Below are 24301 nucleotides of genomic sequence, written 5' to 3'. Positions count from 1 at the left end.
GGCAAAAAGTTGCAATGAAGCGTTAAGAAAGATTTTTTGTTTGAGCGCGGCACAAATCTCATTATTCAAACATGTCTCCAATCCGCGCGAGTTTAAATCTTTTAGCGCAATGGAAACTTTTTTAGCAAAAAGATCCAGTCTTGAACTTTTTGTTACTTTTTGTTTCAAGACAAACCATTGAAAATGGTTCGCTGATTCCCTTGAAAAATATAAATGATGAAGCAAAAAGTAAGACTAAAAAAAGTTCTTCATTGGCAGTGATTTCGGCTCCGCTCAATCACCATGAATTGAAAATGCTTCATAGCTTCTTGTATTAAAAAGTTTAAATTTCTTGTCACCATAAAGCTTCATTTCCCCAACCCTTACTTCGACAAGCTCAGCATAAAAAAGGAGGAAGCTTTCTTCGCTAGTACAAAATCTGATCTTTTCCTGGCAATCTCATAAAAGCATTCTTAATCGACTTCGGAGCTATTTGCGTTAAGAAATCTCAAAGAGATTCGCCGATTCAAATAAGAATATAAAAATAGCAGGCAAAAATTGAAATTTCTTCGCATCCAAATTTCTCAACAAGCAATACCTAAAAATCTCCACTGTTTGAGTGGCGGCAATAACTTTGAGTCGATGCGGACTTTACATTTCCGCCCAAGTTTTGGAGATTTTCTTAGAAGAAATTTTAATTTTTTAGCAAACCGACAAAGGAGGTTCGCCGATTCCATTAAAAATAAAAAAATGAATGAGGCAAAAAGATCCAGGTCTTGAACTTTTTGTTACTTTTTGTTTCAAGACAAAAAGTAAGGGTAAGAAAAAAGGAGTTTATTATTATCCGCTAGTTTCAAGACTGCAGTAAACCAAGAAGAATAGTTCTTCATGGCGATGATTTCGGCTCCGCCCAATCACCTGGAGTGAAACCGACTTCGGAGCTATCTGCATTAAGAAAAACTTTGAAAAGATCCGCTGATTCAGATGAAAAATTTAAAAGAATGAGGCATATTCAAATTCCTTCGCAATTACAAGATCTGTTTCCAAATAAAAGCCATAATGCATAAAAGCCCTGTCGCTATGTCTCGGACCTAGTAAATCAAAAAAAAGTAAAAATCTCACACAAGTGCCATAGATAAATATTTGAAAAATTCCCTCTACTAAAAAGCTAGACAATTCCATTTAAATTATAAATTTCATGACGCAAAAAAGACAGGCCATAAATTATCAGATTCTACCTCAGTACATCCAACTCTTCATTTAAAATAAAAAATATACGTAAGAGAAAACTTTTGTTTTAATGGCGACTCCTGCACTAAAATAAAACGCTCTTCAAAATCCTTTCTCCATAAAACCACTTAAAACTTAAATTATCCGTACTTTTGCACCCTGTTAACATAAACTGCCATGAACTGCGTTTGTATTATACCATAAACAACGTTCAATGCTCTAAATCAGTACAATATGCAACACAATATCGCGGTAATAGGATTAGGATACGTAGGCTTGCCTTTGGCTCGACTCTTCGCTACCAAGTATCCAGTCGTAGGTTTTGACATCAATACAAAAAGAATCGGTGAACTTAATGCCGGAAATGATTTCACTTTAGAGATCGAAGAAGCTCTTCTAAAATCTGCTTTGGTTCAAGACAACCCCCTCAAAACACAATCACCCGATCACCCGATCGATCAGGTAGTTGGATTGTACTGCTCTTCAGATATTGCTGATATTAAGGAAGCTAATATTTACATCATTACCGTTCCCACGCCGGTGGACAAAAATAACAAACCCGACCTTACTCCGCTTTACAAGGCCAGTGAGACCGTAGGTGAAGTTTTAAAAAAAGGCGATATCGTTATTTATGAATCAACGGTCTATCCGGGTGCTACGGAAGAAGAATGTATTCCGGTGCTGGAAAAAATATCCGGCTTGAAATTCAATGAGGATTTCTTTGCGGGCTATTCCCCCGAACGGATCAATCCGGGCGATAAAGAACATACGGTTGAAAAAATATTGAAAGTCACGGCGGGTTCTACGCCGGAGATTGGAAAAATGGTCGATGACCTTTATAAATCCGTCATCATTGCCGGAACGCATTTGGCGCCGACCATTAAAGTGGCCGAGGCTGCCAAGGTCATTGAAAACTCCCAGCGCGATATCAATATTGCCTTTGTCAATGAGCTGGCGAAAATATTCAACCTTATGGACATCAATACCCACGATGTTTTGGCAGCTGCCGGAACCAAGTGGAACTTCTTACCTTTCAAACCCGGTTTGGTGGGCGGACACTGCATCGGTGTTGATCCCTATTATCTGGCGCAGAAAGCCCAGGAATATGGCTATCATCCCGAGATCATTTTAGCCGGCAGAAGGCTGAATGATTCTATGGGATCTTACGTCGCTTCCCAGGTCGTAAAAGCCATGATCAAAAAGAACATCGCGGTCAACGGTGCCAAAGTTTTGATGTTGGGCATTACCTTTAAAGAAAACTGTCCTGATGTCCGGAACACGAAGATCGTGGATGTCATTGCGGCTTTAAAGGATTACGGCGTGGAAGTGGACATCTTTGATCCCTGGGCAAACCCGGCGGAAGTGAAACACGAATATGGTCTTGACTGTATTAGCTCGACCTCAGCCTTAACCTCAACCTCAACCTCACCCTCACCCTCAGCCTCAACCTCAACCTCAACATCCAGCACCCCGCACCCGGCATCCATCAATAAATACGATGGACTCGTCCTCGGAGTGGCCCACCAGGAATTCCTCGACCTCGACCTCAGCCTTTACCTAAAGGAGAACGGAGTGATCTATGATGTGAAAGGGATCTTGGAAGAATCTGATAAATGTTTGTAACAATGAAAATTACCATTGTAGGAACCGGTTATGTTGGACTTTCTAATGCAGTATTATTAGCGCAGCATCATGAAGTGGTGGCGTTGGATATTATTCCTGAAAAAGTAAAAATGCTGAATGAAAAAAAGTCTCCCATAGATGATTCCGAAATTACTGATTTTCTGGAAAACAGGAAATTAAACTTTAGAGCAACACTTGACAGAGCTGATGCTTATAAAGATGCTGATTACGTCATTGTTGCCACGCCGACTGATTACGATTCGAAAACGAATTATTTTAATACCCAAAGTGTAGAGTCTGTCATTTTAGACGTCAAGAATATAAATCCCTCCGCCGTGGTTGTTATAAAATCTACGGTGCCTGTGGGTTTTACTGAAGATTTAAAAAAGAAACTGGATTTTCAGAACATTATCTTTTCCCCGGAATTCTTGCGGGAAGGGAAGGCCTTGTATGATAATTTATATCCCTCAAGAATCATCATTGGCGAACAGAGCCAAAGAGCAGAGGTTTTTGCAGAACTCCTCAAAGAGGGCGCGATCAAAAAAGACATTCCGGTGTTATTCACCCATTCCACAGAAGCCGAAGCGATTAAATTGTTCTCCAATACCTATCTTGCATTGAGGGTGGCGTATTTCAACGAACTCGACAGTTATGCGCAGACACATCAGCTCGATAGCCGGCAGATTATCGAAGGCGTAGGTTTGGATCCCCGCATTGGTTCGCATTACAATAATCCGTCTTTTGGATACGGCGGTTATTGCCTTCCTAAAGATACCAAGCAGCTGTTGGCCAATTACGACAGTGTGCCGAACAATATCATTCAGGCCATAGTGGATGCCAACCGAACCAGAAAAGACTTTATCGCGGATTCGGTGCTTGCGAGAAATCCCAAGAAAGTGGGCGTGTACCGCCTGATTATGAAATCCGGATCCGACAATTTCCGGGCTTCAGCGATCCAGGGCGTGATGAAGCGCATCAAAGCCAAAGGCGTGGAAGTGGTGGTGTACGAACCCGTAATGAAAGAAGAAACCTTCTTTGGTTCCCGCGTCACCAAAGATTTGGAAAGTTTTAAACAGGAATGTGATGTGATCATTTCCAACCGTAAAGCCCCCGAACTCGCCGATGTGGAAGAAAAGGTTTATACGAGGGATTTGTTTGGGAATGATTGATTTTTAACCAATGAACAGAACAGGCATATTGACGCTATTGTAAACCCTGCCTTAAATAAATAACGACAAGATGTCTTCTACAAAAAACATAGCCAAAAACTCCCTCTTCCTTTACCTGAGAATGTTCCTCAATATGGGGGTGGGGCTCTTTACGGCGGGTATCGTTCTCAATACTTTGGGAATATCAGATTATGGTATTTACAATATTGTGGGAGGCTTTGTTTCGATGTTTGGGTTTTTAAATGCTTCGATGTCGTCTGCAACACAGCGTTTTCTTTCCTTTGATCTTGGAAAAAATGATACCGAACAGTTAAGGAAAACTTTCAGCAGTGCGGTTACAATTCATTTTGCTATCGCTTTGATCATTGTGTTGGTTTTGGAAACATTTGGACTTTGGTATATTAATAATAAACTGAATGTTCCAACGAACCGGATGACGGCAGTCAATGTTGTTTTTCACTTTTCGGTGCTTTCATCTTTCTTCAATATTATTCAGGTTCCTTATAACGCACTGATTACGGCTCACGAACGTTTTAATGTTTATGCCTATATCAGTTTTGTAGAAATCGCATTTAAATTACTGATTCTCTATCTTTTAATAAATATAGAGCATGATAAACTGATTTTGTACTCCGTACTTTTATTTGTCTCCTCTTTCATTATCCGTATGATCTACAGGATCTACTGCCGAACCCATTTTGCGGAAAGTCGCTACCAATTTTATTACGACAAAAATTATTTTAAAACCCTGCTCGCGTTCACAGGATGGAATCTCTTTGGTGAGGTAGCAGGCGTGGCGAGAGGACAGGGTAATAATTTATTGCTCAATATTTTTTTTGGGACTACAATGAATGCAGCCTATGGAATTACTGCACAGGTTCAAGGTGTGGTGAGTTCTTTTGTGTCTAATTTTCAAGTGGCAGTAAACCCGCAAATTGTTAAAACGTATTCGAATAATGATAGAGAAAAAACATTGTTCTTAATGAAAGAAAGTGCTAAATTTTCATATTATTTGATGCTGATAATTGCTTTACCCATCGTATTTAATTTAGAATATATCCTTTCTTTATGGTTGAAAAAATATCCTGATTATACTTTGGGGTTTATATACTTGTCAATTGTTGGGATTTTAATTGATACAGTTTCCAATCCTTTGATGATGGGTGCCAAAGCCACAGGGAATATTAAGTGGTATCAGATTATTATTGGAACCCTAATTTTCCTGTGTTTTCCTTTGTCTTATTTGGGACTCAGATGGACAAAAGATCCTAATATTATCTTTATGATAATTATAATCATTAATCTTTTATCTCTAGGTTTCCGATTGTATTTTTTGAAAAAAATTATGAAATTGAACGCCTTAAGTTTCATGAAAGATGTATTGCTGAATATTATTTTTTGTACTGTAATAATTTTAGGAAGCCTTTATTTTATAGAAAAAGAAGTTGGTAAGGCAGATTCTATTTTTTCACTTGTTTATCTCTCTGCCATTGTTTTATCAGTATCAGCGATTATTATTTATTTTTTGGGGTTTACAAAAAGGGAAACTGCATTTATCAAATCATTAATTATTAAGAAGAAATGAAAAAAATATTTCAAAAGTTTATAGGGTATCATAGATACGCACACTTAGCACAACTTAAGTTAATGTACGCTAATTTTCATAAGGATTTACAGTTGTATAAGAAATATTCAACGGTTTTTGATGCTGAAAGTTTTGAAAATAAAGAAGCCCAAATTATTTTGGCATATCATTCTTTGGAAAAAGGTTTTTTGTTTTCTGAGATGAAACCTAATTTTGGAAAGACGAGAGTTGCTCAATTAAATAAATTATTGAATGATCCAGAAGTCATCAATAATGCTAAGAAATCGCAAATTAATGTTGCCTATCAAGTGATGTGCAGATATTATGAATTGCATGTACAACAACATTTTAATACTGAGGATTATTTCCCTGAAAAATATTATCTTAATTATAAAAAGATTTTAGCGGAAGATTATTCTACAGAATTTGAAGGAATAATCAAATACAACAGAGAAGCGTTTTATAAAAATAATGACAAACCTTTTGATTTATTCGCAAAATCCCGAAAAAGCATCCGTAATTTCACAGGTGAAAAAATCAGCCAGAACTTGATAGAAGAAGCCATAAAACTTGCGTCTACAGCACCTTCTGTTTGTAACCGACAAGCCTCCAGGGTATATTTGGTAGAAGATAAAATTAAAATCGATCAGATTCTGAAAATACAAGGAGGAATGAAAGGATATACCGAAGGAATATCTCAGTTATTAATTCTTACCAATGACAGAAATTACTATTATACCATTGGCGAAAGAAACCAGTTTTATATTGATGGCGGACTTTTTTTAATGAATTTATTATATGCTTTGCATTTTTATGAGATTGCAGCATGTCCCGCCAATTGGGGTAAAAGAATTGACGAAGAAGAAAAACTCCAACAGTTTGTTACACTGCCAGAATCTGAAAAAATTATTTGCATGATTCCAATCGGAATTGCAACCGATGATTTCAGTGTATGTTTATCCAAAAGGAGAGACTATGATGAAATTTTGACAATTAATTAGATTAATAATATTGGACATTCATACCATATAAAATTTTGAAAGAAAGAATAACATACTACGACAGCTTGCGAGGTCTTGCGATTATAGGGGTGGTTTTTATCCATACCATAAAATACCAAGACGCTGTATTCTTGAATGCAGAGATTATATTCAGACAAATAATTAACTTCTCGGTGCCTCTTTTTCTTGCTTTGTCAGGTTTTTTCCTTGCAGAAAAGCAGATTCAGAATAAGGAGCAATATTTTCATTTTTTGAAGAAGCAAATTCCAAGAGTTTATTTACCGTACTTTCTCTGGAGTATGTTGTATATTTTTATAGGTATTGCAAAAACGAAAGAGGTTTCAATTGCTCAAACACTTCTCAATTTACTTATATTTCAAACGATTCCTATCTTTTATTATGTGGGATTAATTATACAGTATTATTTACTGCTCCCTTTTTTTCAGAAGTACTTAAGCCAAAAATTACTCTGGTTATCGGTGCTTATTAGCATCATATCGTGTGCAATGATCTTCTCGATACAATATTTTACTCACTATTCGATACCGCTAATACTTTATGCAGGTAATGGTTTTACATGGGTGATGTTTTTTATTTTAGGAATGTATCTTAGGGTACACAAACTCAATATTTCAAAACCATTGGTATTCTTGATGGTTTTGGTGTCGCTTGGGCTTTCAATAATCGAAACATTTTGGAGTTGGAATCTTTTAGGCAGCGTGGGCAATGCAGTTTCTGCGGTGAAAATGACTAGTTTTATTTATTCAGCTTGTATTATCATTCTTTTGCTGAACTACAGAATTCCTAAAACAAAAATATTCAATGATCTCGGAAAAGTATCTTATGCAGTTTATCTTCTGCATATTTTAGTGTTGATGTTCATCACTAAATTAGTATTGTATTTTAAATTACCTTATAACAGTTTTTACATAGAATTACTCATAGGGAGTTTAACCATTTTATCATCTTATCTTATTTGCATTACTTTACGAATGATCAATAAAAACCTTGCTTCAAAATATTTAGGGATATGAAAAAGAAAATAGCAATATTAACGCAGCCATTGGGTAAAAATTATGGTGGGATTATTCAAAATTATGCGTTACAAATCGTTTTAAAGAAGATGGGTTTTGACCCGATAACGATTAATCGCCAAAAAAATAAAGAATATTCAAAATTGAGATTATTGCTGTTCGATATCAAAATGAAAAGGTTGCGGCGGGCAAAACCACTCTCAGAATTTCCGAAATTTTTAACCGCCCAAGAAAGGATGGATGTTTATCAAAATAATTTTAAGTTTATCAAAGAACATATTCGCTTAACGGAAAGCTTAGATTCCGATAATAAGTTTTACCGTTTCTTCACGAAGAATAGTTTTGATGCTTATATTGTTGGGAGTGATCAGACGTGGAGACCTAGGTATTCTCCCAATATTTACCATTATTTTTTAGATTTTTTATACCACAAACCAACAACCTCCAAAAAAATTGCATATGCATCTTCATTTGGTACCTCCGATTGGGAATACAATACACAAGAAACGGAAACCGTAAAAATGCTGGTGCAGCAGTTTGATGCCGTTTCTGTCCGGGAAGATTCGGGGGTGGATTTATGCAAAAATTATTTAGATATTAATTCCGAGCATGTTTTAGATCCTACTCTGCTACTATCCGTGGAGGAATACAGGCAATTATACAGCAATAAAAATCTTCCTAAAGGAAATGGTGTTTTCTTATATATCCTCGATAGTTCCGCAGATAAAAAGTCTATTATTGATAAAGTTTCAGATTTTTTTAATGATAAAGTCTATTATATTTTTCCTAAGTTGAATTTTGCATCGAAAAACAAGCTGTTTGAAAGTATGCAATATCCTTCTGCTGAGAGGTGGTTGAAGTCATTTGATGATGCCGAATTTGTGGTTACAGATTCTTTTCATGGAACTGTATTTTCAATAATTTATGAGAAACCTTTTGTAACAATACCAAATAAAAAACGAGGCAAAGCAAGATTTGTATCGCTTTTGAGACCATTAGGTCTAGAACACCGTCTTATCGAATCCTTGCAGGATTTGAACCCGACTTTGTTGGAAGAAAATATAGACTTTTCTTTAGTGAAAAGTAGGTTGGATGTAATGAAAGAACATTCCGTAAATTTTTTAAAAAATAATTTAGAAGAATGATTGTTTCCGTCATCATCCCCGTTTACAATTCCGAACAATACCTGAGAGCATGTATTGATTCCGTGCTTGAGCAGTCGTATACCGATTTTGAGCTTTTGCTTATCAACGATGGCTCAACAGATTCAAGCGGAAAAATTTGTGATGAATACGCATTGGAAGATGCAAGAGTAAAAGTCTTTCATAAAGAGAACGGAGGCGTAAGTTCAGCTAGGAATTTAGGCATTTCTAAATCAAAAGGAGATTGGATTACTTTTGTTGATAGTGACGACCGAATACTTCCGCAATTTTTAGCAGAGTTAATAGGGCAGGTTGATCCTGATACAGATGCTGTTATGCAAGGTTTTAAGAGAATAAATAAAGATAAAGAAATATTAGTTGATTGTGGTAACCATATATTGATGCGTGAAATCAACAATGTATTTTTATTTGAAGAATTGCGAATTTTTGATTTTGGATTTGTGGCTTCCAAATTATATAAAAAGTCAATAGTAGATAATTTTAGTATTCTTTTTCCAGAACAAACATCACATGCTGAAGATTTAATATTCTTTTTAGAATACCTATTCTATTCAAATAAAATACGTATTCAGCAAATACATAACTATGAATATTGTAATAGAGGTGATTCATTAACTTCAACGTTTCAAAAACCTGAAGTATATTATTATCAGTATAATCTTCTAAAGGAAGTTTTGAAGGAGAAGTATCCGGAAGTATATGGAGATTTACACAAAAATTCTGAAAAAAAATTTAAAAGTTTGGGGCAAGTTCAATTTGCTACCCTGCTGAAATTTTTGAAATCAATTTATTTTCACAAATATGATAAGGTTGATAGAATTAATGCAATGAAAATGCTTCAAAAAGATGATTTTTTTATTATATTACTCTATTTGCATCAAATTAAAAATCCAGTTCTAAAATTAGCGTATAAACTAATAATAAAATGTGAATTCATTCAAGGAGATTTTGTTTTGTATAACTATTATAAGTTGGTAAATAAAGTAAGAAAATAGTTAAAGCTAAATATATATAATCATTGGCAAATTGTTTAGCAGCAGGAAATCCAGCTAGAGTTGTAAAAGAAAATGTTGAATGGAAATAAGAAATTAATAAAAATATGAAAGTACACATATTAGCCGCTTCAGATAGAAATAATTATGGTGATCTTTTGTTTCCAATAGTTATAAAAAAATACTTAGAAAATAGAGAAGAGAATTTTCAGTTTTATAATTATGGTATAATTAAATCAGATTTAAGAAGTTTCGGCGCTTTGCCAACATACTCTTTTACAGAAATTCAGAATAATAATAAACACTCGGACAATTACAAAATTGTGATTGCAGGTGGTGAAGTTTTGGGAGGAGGCTGGCTCAATATCCAAAGATTTGTAAGCGGTTTTTGGAATAAAATTCATCATTTCAAATATTTTAGATATCCAATTAATAAATTTGAATTATTAGAAAAATATTTTTATTTCTCTGAAAGCTCAAGCAGACCGTTTATTTTAGACGGAAATAGATTTGATAAAAATAAAATTTATTATAACTCAATTGGTGCTCAAGGTGCAATGAAATTGATAGGAAATAATAAAAAATACCAAAAGTACTTTAATGAGGTTAAACATTTGAGTATTCGTGATAAAGGATCTAGAAGTATATTTGATAAGTTTAACATCACAAATCATTTGGTGCCAGATTCTGTTTTGATTTTATCAGATTTAATTACTGACGAATTTGAAAAATTTATTAGTGAAGAGTGTCTTGAACTTTCAAGTACGAACTACATATTTTTTCAATTAGGCGATAAAAAAGGACCAGAAAAATTAGATGATTTTATTTTAAAGTTGAAAAATTTTTCCGAGAAACAAAACTTAAAAGTTCTTTTATGTCCTATTGGTCTAGCTTTAGATCACGGTGATGATATCATTTTGAAGCAAATTAAAAATAAATTTCCAGAATTGGAATATTACCACCCAGAAAATCTTTATGAAACAATGTTTCTTATTAAGGAATCTGAAATCTATATTGGTACAAGTTTACACGGAGTCTTAACTGCTCAAACTTTTAACAGGCCTTTTTTTGTTTTTCCAGAAAAAATAGGAAAACTCAGAAAATATATAGAAACTTGGTTTGATAATGCAGAAGAACTTTTTGGAAATTTCTCAGATTTTGGTAAATTAGAAAAAAGGTACTTAAATTTTGAAAGTCAATTTGAAAATGAAAAACGAAATACCGATCAACAAAAAGATTTAATTTATCATAATTTATTAAGCATATTTCCAACAAATGAATGAGCCAAAAGTCGTATGTATCATCGTAACCTACAACGCGTTGCGTTGGATAGAAAAATGTCTCTCAACTATCAGTGAAGAAACCATTAAAATAGAAATAATAGTAGTTGATAACAATTCTACAGATAACACGGTAGATTTTATCAAAAATAATTTCCCTAAAGTTCAAATTTTGCCACAAACAAAAAATTTGGGCTTCTCTGGCGCAAATAATGTCGGTTACGAATGGGCGAAAAAAGCAGATGCAGATTACATTTATCTATTAAATCAAGATACAATTAGTTATCCCAATACCGTTGCAAAACTGATTTCTATTTACCAAAAAGATAGTGCAATTGGTGTGGTTTCACCTCTGCATTTAAATGATACCACGGAAAAATTAGATAAGAAATTCGAAGATTATATTACCGCAGGATCTTGTCCTAATTACATCTCAGATATGTCTTTAGGCAATCCAAAAGAATATTATTCTATTGGATTTGTAAATGCCGCAGCTTGGTTAATCAGCATAGAAACAGTCAAGAAAATGGGAGGGTTATTTTCGTCTGCTTTTTTCCATTACGGAGAAGATTCGAATTTTCTTTCCAGGTTAAGATTTCATAAAAAAAAATGTGTTATTGTACCTAATTGTTTTATACACCATCTACGAGAGGAAAGAGCAGGTAAAATGAGTGCCGAGTTCGAGAAAAAGAAACTTTCAATCAAGAAAGTTGAGATTATGATGAATGTTAATGTTGAATATAATAAAGCAGTAAGCACTTTGTACCGTTATGCAGGACAACAGGTTTTTAAAAGGAATTTTTCCGGTGCGTACGAATTATTTACTTATCCAATTTTCTCAAAATCTTCAATAAAAAAAATAAGAGAATCGTATAAGACACAACAAATCATCTAAATTTTTTATGTTCTCAGTAATCATCCCCTATTACAAAAAAAGAAAATACATCGAAAGGTGTATTGATGCGGTATTGGCGCAAACTTATCAAGACTTTGAAATTATTTTGGTAGATGATGGTTCCCAAGATGATGTTGCACAGCTTATTGAAGAAAAATATTCGGGGAAAGTCCATTTAATTCAACAAGAAAACCACGGAGTTTCAGCAGCAAGAAATATAGGAATCGCAGCAGCCACCCATGATTATATTGCGTTTTTGGATGCGGATGATTACTGGAGCCCTTTTTATTTAACGTGTAATGCTGAAATAATCAATAATGAAATTGATGTAAAAATAATCGGATCACATTACACAAGAAACAAATCTGAACTGAAATTAACAAAAAATAGCTTAGATTATTTTAAGTTTGAAAATTACTTCAAAACTGCAGTTCGAAATACCTTTTTTTTAACATCAGCGACGATCGTAACTAGAAATTTTTTTGAAGAAAATTTTGGTTTTAATTCTAATTTAAAAAGAGGGGAAGATATCGATGTATGGCTAAGGGCGGTTGCAAGTGGTGGCAATGCTTTTTATATTAATAACACCTTAGTGTATTATTCTGATGAAGATTCCGAGCAGGCCACTTCGACCATAGGAGTGGTTGAAAATTCTTTAGTGGGTACCATCAATGAGTATTATAAAAGTATGTTGGGGCAAAGTGAAAACCAAGCGTTCTCTCATTTTGTTTCAAAATACGTTTATTTCAACTTATACCCCTATTATTTCAATAAAAAACATCATCAAAAAGCAAAAGATAATTTAAATAATAATAGGCACTATTATTTCTTTTTGCATCTTCCATATTATCTCCCTCTATCTATTGGAGAAAAAATCATGTCCAATAAAAAAGCAAGCCGATTATTACGCTTGTATTTGAAATTCTTTTTAAGAAAAATTTATATATGAAAATCCTACGCCTCACTACACTGCTTGATTTCGGAGGTCAAGAAAAAAAATACTTGAGTTTTACGGAACAACCGGAATTGTTGAAGCATCATTATGTTTTTGCGGCCATAGGTTTTGGAGGAAATGCTGAAGAAACCCTAAGGAAAAGAGGATTTGAAGTTCACATTTTGAACCAACCTTTTGCCATTAAGAATATTTCCAATATCTGGAAGGTCTATCAATTGATTAAAAAAGTAAAGCCCGATATCGTGCATACCGCCGCAGCGGAAGCCAACTTTCATGGGATTATTGCCGCAAAATTAGCCGGGGTCAAAACCGTCATTGGAGAAGAAATCGGAATTCCCAATCATTCTTCTATTGCCCAAAAAGTCTTTCGATGGGTTTACCGCTTGGCAGATCAAGTGATTGGCGTTTCGCAATCCGTAAAAAATCATTTGGTGAATATCGGAGAAATTCCGGAAAGCAAAGGAAAGGTCATTTATAATCCGGTAAGCATTCCAACACCATTTCCTAAAAAAGAGAGCCCGAATTTCGAAATCGTGTATGTCGGAAGATTAGAAATCGTGAAAAATGTGGAAACCTTAATTAATGCTTTCGCCCATTCCAATCACACTCATGCTCATTTGACCATTGTAGGCGATGGCAGAGAACGCCATCATTTGGAAGCGTTGACTTCAACATTACAGATGGATTCTAAAATCACCTTTACCGGTTTCACTTCAGAACCTTCCAAATACCTTTCTAATGCTGATTTGTTTGTATTGCCTTCTTTTTCGGAAGGTTTTGGGATTGCAGCAGCAGAAGCTATGTTTTTGAAAATTCCGGTGTTGTGTTCTCGGGTAGGCGGAATTCCGGAGTTTGTGAAAGACGGCGAAAATGGTTGGCTTTTCGATCCTAAAAACACAGCGGAACTGACGGCAAAACTCAACCAAATTATCGCAATAGATGCCGAATCCCTGAAGAAGATTGGAAGCAAGGGCTATGACAAGGTCATTAATGAATTTACGGTAGAGAAATATATTGAAAATTTAGAACGTTTTTATCACCAACTGCACCATGATTAGAGTATTACACATCATGTCCACCGTTACAGGCGGTGGCGTAGAGCGCCGACGTCTTTCTTTGGCTAAAGCATTCAAAGGAAGCAATTTTCAGATGAAACTCGCAGGGACTTTCAAGAGTGGTGCTATTGCAGAGCAGATTGAAGAAAACGGAGTAGAAATAATTGAAGTCGGAGATTTTAATGGACCTTTTCATTGGGAGAAACATCGGAAAATTCAAAAAATCATCGATGAGTTCCAACCGCATATCATCCATGGAGCCGTGTACGAAGGCGTTACCATGGCTGCCATCAACGGGTTTATCAAAAAGGTTCCTGTGGTGATTTTGGAAGAAACCTCAGATCCTCAAAACAGAAGTGCAAAAGCGGATTTTCTGTTGCGCCTTTTTTCCTGGACAGCAGACCGATTTATTGCTATTGCTCCCAATGTGGCCGATTATCTTCGCGACAGAGCTAAAGTATCTCCCAAAAAAGTCATCACCATCAATAATGGCGTCGAAATACCCAGAGCGGTTTCAGCCCATGAAATTCTGGATTTAAAAGCTGAATATGCCATCAAGGAAAGTGATTTTGTAGTGGGAACCGTGGGGCGGTTGTTCAACGACCACAAAAAAATCACCGATATTTTAGAAGCGGTAAAACAATTGGATTTGCCTCATTTAAAACTATTGATCGTTGGAGGGGGAAGAGATGAACAACTATTGAAAGACAAAACCCGGGAATTGGGCATTGAAGACCAAGTGATTTTTACAGGTTATCAATATGATACCGCGCCTTATTACCGCCTGATGGACCTGTTTTGCATTGCTTCTCAAAGAGAGGGTTTTGGTTTGGTGGCAGCGGAAGCGATGTTGCATCATCTTCCGGTATTGGCAACCCAAGTCGGAGGGTTGCAAAATGTAGTAGTGAATGGAGAAACCGGCTTTTTGGTGCCTCCCAATACCCCGCCAAAGCTGGCAGAAAAAATACACTATTTCTACTATCATCCGGAAGTCGTCACCACAATGGGCGAAGCCGGCTACCAAAGAGCCATTCAGAATTACACCGAAGAAAGATATGTAAAGGAAGTGGAAGCACTGTATAATGAGTTGCTTATAGAAAAAAGAATGATATGAAAAACCTCCTCTTCATCACTTGGGACGGCCCGCAGACTTCCTATATGGAAGGACTGTTCATGCCTATTTTTCAGGAAGTCGCTAAGCAGGGAGATTATCAATTCCACGTGGTACAGTTCACCTGGGCGGATGCACAAAAAATCGCGCATACCCAAGCAGCGGCAAATCAAATGGGAATCACCTATACGGCCTGGCCTGTTCTTAGAAAACCTAATGTTGCCATAGGAAGTCTTTTGACGGTGCTTACCTCTTCAGCCAAAATCAAAAAATACATCCGAGAAAATAACATTCACATCGTAATGCCAAGAAGTACCTTCCCCGCGATGATCGTGAATCAAATCAACAACAAAAACTTTAAACTCATTTTCGATGCAGACGGTTTACCCATCGAAGAACGGATTGATTTTGCAGGACTCAAAAAAGAATCCTTTCAGTATAAACTGATGAAGTCGGCAGAGACAAAAATGCTGAAGTTAGCAGATGCCGTCATTACCAGATCGCAGAAAGCAATAGACATCCATACAGCCCATATCGGCGAATCCTACCGATCAAAGTTTTCTGTGATTTTTAATGGGAGAGACAAGAATGTATTTGCTTATCGGCCACATTTAAGAGAAGAAGTAAGGCAGGAATTGGGGTTGAAAGACGAATTGCTGTTTGTGTATGCCGGCTCTTTGGGACCGCAATACTGCCTGACTGAAATGTTGGAAATATTCCATGCATACGCCGAAAAGCGGGCGGCAAAGTTTCTCATCCTGACCGGAAATACAGCATTTGCGGAACAAAATATCCCCTTGGCGCTGAAACCACACGTTATCTTAAATTCGGTGCCTTCGGAAAAGGTGTCGTTTTACCTAAACGGCGGTGATGTAGTATTCGGCCTCAGAAAACCCACCTTCAGTATGAAGGGGGTAGCACCCATAAAATTAGGTGAGTATCTGCTCTGCGGACTCCCCGTGATTGCCAGCAAGGGCATTGGCGACACGGAGAAGATTTTGGAGAATTTTGAAGAATGTTACCTTTACGATCATTCCATCGGTTTGCTGCCACAGATAGAGCAGATCAAAAATTTTGTAGAAAAAGCTATATTTGCCAATAGAAACAATATCGCTCAGAAAGCACAGTATTATTTTTCTTTGGAAGCAGCTGCGGAATCCTACCTCAAAGCAATCAAAAACTAACCATCAACCACCAACCATCACCCCTCAATGAAAATCCTTTACCTTACCAAATACACGAGGCTGGCGGGCAGCAGCAGAATGCGCAGCTATCAATATTTTCCTTATTTGGAAAAGGCGGGGATGCAGGTGACCGTAAAACCCTTCTTTGACGATGCGTACCTGAAAGATTTTTATGCAGGAAAAAAAAATATCAGTGCTGTTATAAAGTCTTATGTAAAAAGGGTAGGGGTGCTTTTTTCAGTATTCAGTTATGACAGAGTAGTCATCGAAAAAGAGATTTTTCCTTTTCTGCCTGCATTGGCGGAATGGATGTTAAAACTGTTGGGAATCCAATACATTGTAGATTATGATGATGCGATTTTTCATAATTATGACCAAAGTTCAAATCCCATTATTAAAAAATTTCTAGGAAATAAAATTGCCAATGTGATGCGTTTCAGCGGAACGGTGGTGGCAGGGAATCAGTATCTGGCAGACCGCGCTAAAAAGGCCGGTGCTGCAAAAGTAGAGGTTATACCAACTGTAATTGATCTTGAACGTTATCCTTTAAGAATAAAAGAACAATCAGAAAAATTTGTCATTGGGTGGATCGGTACCAAAAGTACTTTTGAAAAACATCTGTTGCCCCACCGGCACTGGATCCTGAAACTTCAGGAAGAGGAAGCAGTTGAATTCCATATTGTGGGCATTACGGACGATATAAATCTGGGAAAAAAGGTAAAATATATTCCCTGGACGGAGGAAACCGAAGTGGATCATATTCGTCACTTTGATGTGGGCATCATGCCGTTGCAGGATTCTCTTTGGGAAAAAGGGAAGTGTTCTTATAAAATTATTCAGTATTTTGCATGCGGAATTCCCGCCCTTGCTTCACCCGTTGGCATGAACAAAGAGGTTATAGTGGAGGGTGAAAATGGATTTTTAGTCCAGACCGAAGAAGAATGGCTGGAAAAAATAAACTATTTAAAAACACACAAAGAGGAAAGGAATAGAATGGGACAGAAAGGAAGGCAAGACGTAGAAAAGACGTTTTCACTTCAGGCAACTTTTAAAAAATGGGTGGAAATCCTGCAGCAAGAAAATAGATAGCAGCAATGGAACAAAAAAGATATTTCGACATTCTCCAAATTTACAGGGGAATTGCTTCTTTATTAGTAGTGATTCATCACACGTACGGGTCTTTTGCTTATTATCTTAAATTGGATAATGCTGCATTAGCGTTTATTGCTTCTGTTGGGAAGCTGGGCGTAGATTTCTTCTTCGTGCTTTCGGGATTTATTATTGCTTATACAACTTATAACTATAGGGGTCAAACTGCTTATTTAAAAAAATATACTTTTAATAGAGTTATAAGAATTTATGTGCCTTATCTCCCGATTTCGTTCGCCATGATTCTCCTTTACTTTCTATTTCCGGGTTCCAGTAATTCCGAACGGTCCATGAGTTTACTCACGTCTGTATTTTTAATTCCTGATGGAAATCCTGCTCTTTCTGTTGCGTGGACCCTCGTTTTTGAAATGTTTTTCTACTTGATGTACAGTCTAAATTTTTTCTCAAAAAAACTGTGGTATTTTATTTTAATTGTTTGGCTTTTGGGTATTATTGGAACAAGCCTTTCTCACGTAATATTCGAAAACCCATTCCTTAAACTCATTTTTAATCTTTATAACCTTGAATTTATTATGGGAGTATTGGTGGCATATTTGATTAAAATGAACCTTTTGAAATCAGATCGTAAATGGCTCGTAATTTTCCCTGTCGCGCTTTTTCTTATTTTTCTTTATTTGAAATATGCTGGAATCAACTTATTTCCTTTTTCATTAAATCTTCTTTTCGCCCTTTCGGCTGCAGGTTTCGTCTATTTCGGAATTAAATATTTTACAAAGAAAATACCGGAAAAAAATGTCTGGATGATCTTGGGTAATTCAAGTTACTCACTTTATTTGTTGCATAATCCGCTACAAAGTATGTTGGTTCGGGTGATGCCGGCTGCTGATCATCAAATTGTTTTATTGTTGGAACTGTTTATTGTTATATTTTTGTGCTGTTTAGTTGGTTATTTTTATTACTTAATTTTTGAAAAGCATCTCATGTCTTTCCTCAAAAATAAATTTGAAAAGTATGTTGCTTGATTTATTTTACATTCCGATTATTGTTCTTTTAGGATTGGGGTTTATCCAACTTTTTAATAAGGACCTTTCCGAAAGAGATCATCGGATGTTAAGGAATTTATTATTTTTCCACTTATTTTTAGGCGTATACTATTGCTATTTTATTTTAGGGGATGCTGTAGGATATTGGCGCGTACCAAAGGCCTATACCTTTGAGACTTTTAAAGAAGGTCTTTTTGACGGCGAAGGAACCATGTTCATGTATGCCTTTAATTTTCTCTTCTCCAATTTGCTGAACATGTCGTATCTGTCCAATACCCTGGTATTTTCACTCTTTGGTTTTATGGGGATCACCTTCTTTTATCTGGTCGTGGTAAAAACAGTGAAGTATAATAAAAGACTGCATGGTTATATCCTTTTTCCAGCACTGTTTTTCCTGCCTAATTTACACTTTTGGAGTGCCGGCGTAGGCAAGGATACTACCTTATTCTTGTGTATTGGCATGTTTACGTACGGAGTAATGAAACCGATCATTCGAAGTCCGCTCTTAGTTTTGAGTGTTTTATTGGCCTTGGCCATCCGCCCCCATATTGTCCTTTTTCTGATGGTTGGTTTTGGGCTGGCGTATATTTTAGGCGGTAAAATATCTGTTTTTCAAAGGGTGGCTTTTTCAACCGTTCTTTTGGGAATTGGTCTGGCCATTTTACCTTCCGTACTGGAGTTTGCAAAAATTGAAGATGCCTCTGCAGAAAGCTTTGATAAATTTGCCGAAGGGAAAGCCGCCGTACTCAGTCGAGCTTCCACCGGTTCCGCCATTGATATATCTTCCTACCCCTTTCCTTTAAAAGTGCTGACTTTCTGGTTTCGCCCTTTTTTCTTCGATGTAAGAAATATCAATGGTTTGATCGCGTCGCTCGAAAATTTAGTGTTGGTAATTGTCTTTCTGAAAGCAATGCGGAGTAAACCCTTGCAGGCTTTTAAAGCGGCACCTTTTGTAATCAAAGGACTGGTGTTCTTTCTTATTGTCGGAACTTTGGCTTTTTCCCAGTCATTGGGAAATGTGGGCATTATGATCCGCATGAGGAATATGTTTTTACCTGGCCTTTTAATTTACATGCTTTGGATCTTCTCTTACGAACAGGAAAGAAAATTGATCCGCAAAATATAGATGGTCTATGAAACTTTCTATTTTCAAAAAACACTTCCCTGTCTTTCTTTTCTGTTATCATCTGCTTTTTGCCTATGTGGCTTGGGAATATGTCACTAAAAATAATGGTGATGCTTTACGATATTGGTTCGTTGGGCAAGACCTGTCTCAACAATCCTGGTTCTCTTTTTTCCAACCCGGCACGGAACTTATTAAACTGATCACTTTTCCACTCGTCAAATATCTGCAGCTGCCTTTTTTGGTTGGCTTTGTGATCTTTAGTATTTTTAGTTATATAGGATTTTATAAATTGTGGCAGATCGTTGTATCGATTACTAGAGATCATCAAACGTCTTTCTTTGCAGGAGTAGTACTTTTGTTATTGCCCAATCTTCACCTGTGGACTTCTTTTATAGGCAAAGAGTCCATTCTGTTCGTCCCTCTGGTCTTAATGGCCGACAAAATACGGACTCAGGATTTCAGATCCCCAACTTTCGTCTTGTCTTTTTTATTGGTTGCGCTCATTCGTCCTCATGTAGGGGTTGTCCTGTTGCTCGCATTTCTGATTGCATTTATTGGGAAAGGAAATTTAACCCGAAAAAACCTGATCAAATTGAGCCTGATTACCGTAATCATATTGGCAGGCTTGTATTGGATGATCAGGAAAATTGCTTTCATCAAAACAAATCCCTGGGAAAGGATCCTACATGTTTATCAATACCATATTAAAGGTCTTAAAAAAACATCGGCCTATGTCCCTTTAGATGAATATTGCTTACCTTATAAAATGTTTACTTTTTACTTTAGACCTCTGCCCTTCGAGAAAACAGGATGGTTGTATCAGGTCTGGAGTTTCGAAAATTTCGTTTTGTTGTTATTAAGTCTGGCAGTGCTTTATGGGGTGCTTACTAATTTAAAAAAAATTAAATGGGATTTCTCTGAAATTTTTACGATTTTTGCAGTACTCTTAATGGGCGTGATGTATGTTTACGCTTACGCCAATTACGGCTTAATTGCACGCACTAAGATAATGGCAATGCCTTTTATCTATATTTTTACGGTGAAAGTGCTGGCACAAACCTCGACCATTCAATTTAAAACAAACACTCAGAGAGAAACCTGAATTAATTTTTCGTACCAGTCATAAAACCCTTTGAAAAAGCTCATCCGCATCACCACTGTTCCTGTTTCCCTCGATAAATTGTTGGGAAACCAGCTGACGTTTATCAATCAGTTTTATGAGGTAACGGCAGTTTCATCAGACCGTAAGGAACTGAAACGGATTGCCCGTAAATATGGGGTTAAAAATCATCATGTAGATATGACGCGCAAAATCTCTCCCTTCAAAGATCTTGTTTCGGTGTGGTATCTCTATTTATTTCTGCGTCGTCAAAAACCTGAAATGGTCCATAGCCATACTCCAAAAGCAGGAATAGTCGGCATGATGGCGGGGTGGCTGGCCGGCGTGCCTTACCGTTTTCATACCGTAGCCGGACTTCCTTTAATGGAAGCGGTGGGAATGCGCAGAAAATTGCTGAATGGAGTCGAGCGGTTAACCTATCGTTTCGCCACGAATGTGTACCCCAATTCATTTGAACTTCATAATGTGATCCTGCGCGAACAATTTTGTGTCTCTGATAAATTAAAAGTACTGGGGCAGGGGAGCAGCAACGGGATCGATACTTCTTTCTTTGGTAGAGATCAAATCTCAGGAGAAAAGCTTTCTAAATTGCGAAGCAAATTAGGAATTCTACCTGAAGATTTTGTGTATATTTTTGTCGGCCGACTGGTGGGTGATAAAGGCATCAATGAATTGGTCTGTGCTTTCAAAAAACTAAATGACAAGAATACGGGACGAAATTTAAAGTTATTACTGGTAGGTAATCTGGAAAAAGCACTTGATCCCTTAAAAAAGGAAACCACCAAAGAAATCGAAGCCAATCATGATATTTTAACCGTCGGTTTTAAAGATGATGTAAGACCTTATTTTGCCATTAGTGATGCACTTGTTTTTCCGAGTTACCGCGAAGGGTTCCCGAATGTGGTCCTGCAGAGTTTGGCTATGGAAGTTCCTGCCATTGTCACCAATATCAGTGGATGCAGTGAAATTATCACCCAGGAACACAATGGTATCATTGTGCCGGTAAAGGATGAGTCAGCCTTGCAGCAGGCAATGGAACGTTTACTGATCGAGCCTTTACTGTATGCTCATCTGAAAGAAACCTCCCGAAAAAGTGTCGAACCCTACGAACAAAAAATGCTGTGGGAAGCACTTCTTGCAGAATACCGATTGGTAACGGGCGACGGTAATACTTAAGCTTTACTCAATTATTGGTGTTTCTGTATACTTGTAAAAACCAACTTTTAACTTCTACTTAACGGGTATAATTCCGCCTGCACACCGACAGGTGCGTTTATCTTCCCCTCCTGTGACGGGGTATCATTCTGCTTGCAGAAGGACGCGGTGGTTTCATCTGCGTGAACCAAATTTCAGTCCTGCCATCATCACTTTTCTCTTAAGTACACCGTTTTGTGCCTTTGTGGTTATATTTATTAAATTCACAATTCACAATTCACAATTCGCAATTCACAATTCACAATTCACCATTCACAATCACAATTGCCCCTCTTGGATCTTCTTTTTTTATCCACAAAAAAAATCCGGAAAAGTTTTCTCTTCCGGATCATTTTTTAAATAAAAGAGAAGACTTTTACTTCTTCATCACTTTAACATTCGTACTTTCTGTATCAGAATTCACTTTTACGATATACGTTCCTTTTACAAAAGACGTTAAATCGATCGTCGTATTCTTAGACGTCGGATCCAGTTTAAAACTTTTCACCAACTGTCCCGTCATCGAATAAACCTGCGCGGTATTCAATTTCAACTGCTTGTTGTTTTGAATAGTTAGCAATCCCGAAGTTGGATTCGGGAATACCTGCAACCCGTTTTTCATCGACGAATTATCCACAGCCAATACTGGGTTATCACAATTATAAACGTAGATCTCATCTACATACCAACCGTCGTTACCGTTACATCCATCCGTTCCCATCTCGAAACGGAACTTGATATTCGCTCCCGAGTTGACGCCGATCTTGGACAGATCGATCACACTCTGTCCCCAGCTTCCACCCAGTGAACCACCATCGGTTCCGCTGAAGGCAGGCTGTCCTTTCAGTGGATTGTCGTTATTGGACGTGCCATCTAAGTTGCGGTTATAGCCATTTTGACTGAAAGCGCTTTTCGGTAGAATGGTCCAGGCGCCACCATTTAAGCTGTACTTGATATTTCCACCATCCCACGTCGCCTCAGTTGCAACATAATGATTAAAGGCCATTTCGTATTTCCCTGCGGTAAAAGTTGGGAAGGTAATCAGTGGACTTTCTAAACGAAGAATTCCATTTTGCATACTGGTGGTACAGTTTCCATTAACAGGATCGGCACCGAAAATAGCTTTACCGGTTCTTCCTTTTGGCAAAGCACTTTTAACCACCCAGTTTCTGTTTTCCCAGGATCCAGGATTGGTTGGCACGTTATTCACGGTCCAGTTTCCTAAACCATTTTCCCAGGTTTCACTGAACAAAGCACCTGAAACAGCGGTCGAGCACAATTCTGGGGTCGCTTTCAAAATAGGAAGATAATTACATTGTGTATTGGGCGACAGTCTGATCTGTACTGCTAAAATTGCATTTTGAAGATTTTCAATATCGCTGGCTGCCCAGGATTGTCCACTCAATCCGGCCGGAACATTGCTCGTTGACAAGCCTTGCAGATTAATATCCATTAAATCAGCTGCTGAAGCTTCTAACGCATCTGCAAAAACCGCGAAATCGCTGGTTGGAGTCAGATAATTGTTCTGTGCTCTCCACCATAGATGAGCTGCTTTAACAAATCCAATTCCCGTAATGGTATAACCGTTATACGTTCCACCGTCCACCAATAAAGCGTACAAGTGGTTCGTCACTCCTGAATTACGGTGTACGCCACCAGAATCTCCCGTGCCACAATAGTAATATGAAGTATCTAAAACACTGCCCGGATTATTATTACAGTTCGGGTTCCACATATCGCGGATCGGACTGCCGAAAGCAGTAGCTTTCTCGCCCATTTTCCAACGTTGCGTACCGGAACAGGTGGTGCCCGTTCTCACGTCTAAATTTTCTCCAACATCATCGTAACCGTTTAACAGATCGATGGTTTCTCCCCACACATCAGAGTAGGATTCATTGAGGGCACCCGACTGGTATTGGTAAATCAAACCACTCGTATATTCCGTGTAAGCATGTCCCCACTCGTGCGCCACTACATCATCAGAAGCGGTACCGGTACAGTAATTGGCAGTGACACCGTTCCAGTTGGCATTCGGACAGCTGATGCCAGGATCATTATTCACCGTGATCATGGTGGCATCTGCATTATTAAAAGAAATATAATTAAAGGCGTTCTTGAAGAAATTGTACACGTGCTCTGACGTGATCACCTCACTCTGTTGCCATTGATCAAGGGTTCCGGGCAAAGCATCGCCTTCTTTCCATTTTAAATTTGCGGCGTTGGTGTTTTTCTCATACAGTTTACGGTCAATCGGGTGAATTCCAGTAAATTGCTCGACCAGTTCTCCCGTCTGCGCGTCGATGAACAGAAACTCCCGAACATCACTTTTGTTGGTCACTTCCACTTCATAAGCCAGATAAGAGATGACCTGTCCACCTTGTACCAGATTTTTAGGGAAGATTAAAAGATTGTTTTTTCGAATCTCTAAAGGAGCTGTGGAATTGGTAATTCC

Annotated in this window: 19 protein-coding genes; 18 read left to right on the top strand and 1 reads right to left on the bottom strand. The window is 37.3% G+C overall.

Annotation, left to right across the window (positions count from 1 at the left end):
- Window positions 1-1443 precede the first annotated feature (1443 nt).
- The 18 genes from ACEYOS_RS00760 (at window position 1444) to ACEYOS_RS00675 (ending at window position 21831) form a co-directional block, all read left to right on the top strand.
- A complete protein-coding gene (locus ACEYOS_RS00760) occupies window positions 1444-2832 on the top strand; it encodes a nucleotide sugar dehydrogenase (RefSeq protein ID WP_373707492.1) in 1389 nt (462 codons plus the stop codon).
- A 2-nt stretch (window positions 2833-2834) separates the two neighbouring features.
- Complete coding sequence (locus ACEYOS_RS00755) at window positions 2835-4001, top strand: nucleotide sugar dehydrogenase (RefSeq protein ID WP_373781406.1); 1167 nt, start codon at window positions 2835-2837, stop codon at window positions 3999-4001.
- A gap of 70 nt (window positions 4002-4071) precedes the next feature.
- On the top strand, window positions 4072-5586 hold the full coding sequence (locus ACEYOS_RS00750; RefSeq protein WP_373707494.1) for an MATE family efflux transporter: 1515 nt from the start codon (window positions 4072-4074) through the stop codon (window positions 5584-5586).
- On the top strand, window positions 5583-6587 hold the full coding sequence (locus tag ACEYOS_RS00745; protein WP_373707495.1) for a nitroreductase family protein: 1005 nt from the start codon (window positions 5583-5585) through the stop codon (window positions 6585-6587). The genes ACEYOS_RS00750 and ACEYOS_RS00745 overlap by 4 nt, the downstream gene beginning before the upstream one ends.
- Before the next feature lie 35 nt (window positions 6588-6622).
- Window positions 6623-7621, top strand: coding sequence for an acyltransferase (locus ACEYOS_RS00740; RefSeq protein ID WP_373707496.1), 999 nt, complete (start codon window positions 6623-6625; stop codon window positions 7619-7621).
- Window positions 7618-8766 carry a polysaccharide pyruvyl transferase family protein gene (locus tag ACEYOS_RS00735; protein ID WP_373707497.1) on the top strand — a complete coding sequence of 383 codons (1149 nt, stop codon included), beginning with the start codon at window positions 7618-7620 and terminating at the stop codon, window positions 8764-8766. The genes ACEYOS_RS00740 and ACEYOS_RS00735 overlap by 4 nt, the downstream gene beginning before the upstream one ends.
- Complete coding sequence (locus ACEYOS_RS00730) at window positions 8763-9779, top strand: glycosyltransferase family 2 protein (protein WP_373707498.1); 1017 nt, start codon at window positions 8763-8765, stop codon at window positions 9777-9779. The genes ACEYOS_RS00735 and ACEYOS_RS00730 overlap by 4 nt, the downstream gene beginning before the upstream one ends.
- Window positions 9780-9883: 104 nt before the next feature.
- On the top strand, window positions 9884-11059 hold the full coding sequence (locus ACEYOS_RS00725; protein ID WP_373707499.1) for a polysaccharide pyruvyl transferase family protein: 1176 nt from the start codon (window positions 9884-9886) through the stop codon (window positions 11057-11059).
- The gene (locus ACEYOS_RS00720; protein WP_373707500.1) at window positions 11052-11951 is read left to right on the top strand and encodes a glycosyltransferase family 2 protein; all 900 of its coding nucleotides are present in this window, start codon (window positions 11052-11054) and stop codon (window positions 11949-11951) included. The genes ACEYOS_RS00725 and ACEYOS_RS00720 overlap by 8 nt, the downstream gene beginning before the upstream one ends.
- 7 nt (window positions 11952-11958) lie before the next feature.
- The gene (locus tag ACEYOS_RS00715) at window positions 11959-12900 is read left to right on the top strand and encodes a glycosyltransferase family 2 protein (RefSeq protein WP_373707501.1); all 942 of its coding nucleotides are present in this window, start codon (window positions 11959-11961) and stop codon (window positions 12898-12900) included.
- Window positions 12897-13964 carry a glycosyltransferase gene (locus ACEYOS_RS00710; RefSeq protein ID WP_373707502.1) on the top strand — a complete coding sequence of 356 codons (1068 nt, stop codon included), beginning with the start codon at window positions 12897-12899 and terminating at the stop codon, window positions 13962-13964. The genes ACEYOS_RS00715 and ACEYOS_RS00710 overlap by 4 nt, the downstream gene beginning before the upstream one ends.
- The gene (locus tag ACEYOS_RS00705) at window positions 13957-15075 is read left to right on the top strand and encodes a glycosyltransferase family 4 protein (RefSeq protein ID WP_373707503.1); all 1119 of its coding nucleotides are present in this window, start codon (window positions 13957-13959) and stop codon (window positions 15073-15075) included. Before ACEYOS_RS00710 ends, ACEYOS_RS00705 begins: the two co-directional genes overlap by 8 nt.
- Window positions 15072-16256, top strand: coding sequence for a glycosyltransferase (locus ACEYOS_RS00700; RefSeq protein ID WP_373707504.1), 1185 nt, complete (start codon window positions 15072-15074; stop codon window positions 16254-16256). Before ACEYOS_RS00705 ends, ACEYOS_RS00700 begins: the two co-directional genes overlap by 4 nt.
- Window positions 16257-16283: 27 nt before the next feature.
- Entirely contained in the window at window positions 16284-17345 is a 1062-nt protein-coding gene (locus tag ACEYOS_RS00695; protein WP_373707505.1) for a glycosyltransferase family 4 protein, read from the top strand.
- A 5-nt stretch (window positions 17346-17350) separates the two neighbouring features.
- Complete coding sequence (locus ACEYOS_RS00690) at window positions 17351-18388, top strand: acyltransferase family protein (RefSeq protein WP_373707506.1); 1038 nt, start codon at window positions 17351-17353, stop codon at window positions 18386-18388.
- Window positions 18378-19535, top strand: a complete 1158-nt coding sequence (locus ACEYOS_RS00685; protein WP_373707507.1) for a hypothetical protein — start codon at window positions 18378-18380, stop codon at window positions 19533-19535. The genes ACEYOS_RS00690 and ACEYOS_RS00685 overlap by 11 nt, the downstream gene beginning before the upstream one ends.
- 7 nt (window positions 19536-19542) lie before the next feature.
- Complete coding sequence (locus ACEYOS_RS00680; protein ID WP_373707508.1) at window positions 19543-20637, top strand: hypothetical protein; 1095 nt, start codon at window positions 19543-19545, stop codon at window positions 20635-20637.
- A gap of 30 nt (window positions 20638-20667) precedes the next feature.
- The gene (locus tag ACEYOS_RS00675) at window positions 20668-21831 is read left to right on the top strand and encodes a glycosyltransferase family 4 protein (protein ID WP_373747996.1); all 1164 of its coding nucleotides are present in this window, start codon (window positions 20668-20670) and stop codon (window positions 21829-21831) included.
- A gap of 394 nt (window positions 21832-22225) precedes the next feature.
- Here ACEYOS_RS00675 and ACEYOS_RS00670 read toward each other — a convergent pair.
- Window positions 22226-24301: M4 family metallopeptidase (locus ACEYOS_RS00670; RefSeq protein WP_373781405.1), on the bottom strand; the 2076-nt coding region annotated here is incomplete at its 5' end.

It is taken from the genome of Kaistella sp. (assembly GCF_041824135.1).
Taxonomy (GTDB): Bacteria; Bacteroidota; Bacteroidia; order Flavobacteriales; family Weeksellaceae; genus Kaistella.
Note: the sequence above shows the minus strand (reverse complement) of the source record. Positions and strands in the feature narration are given on the sequence as shown.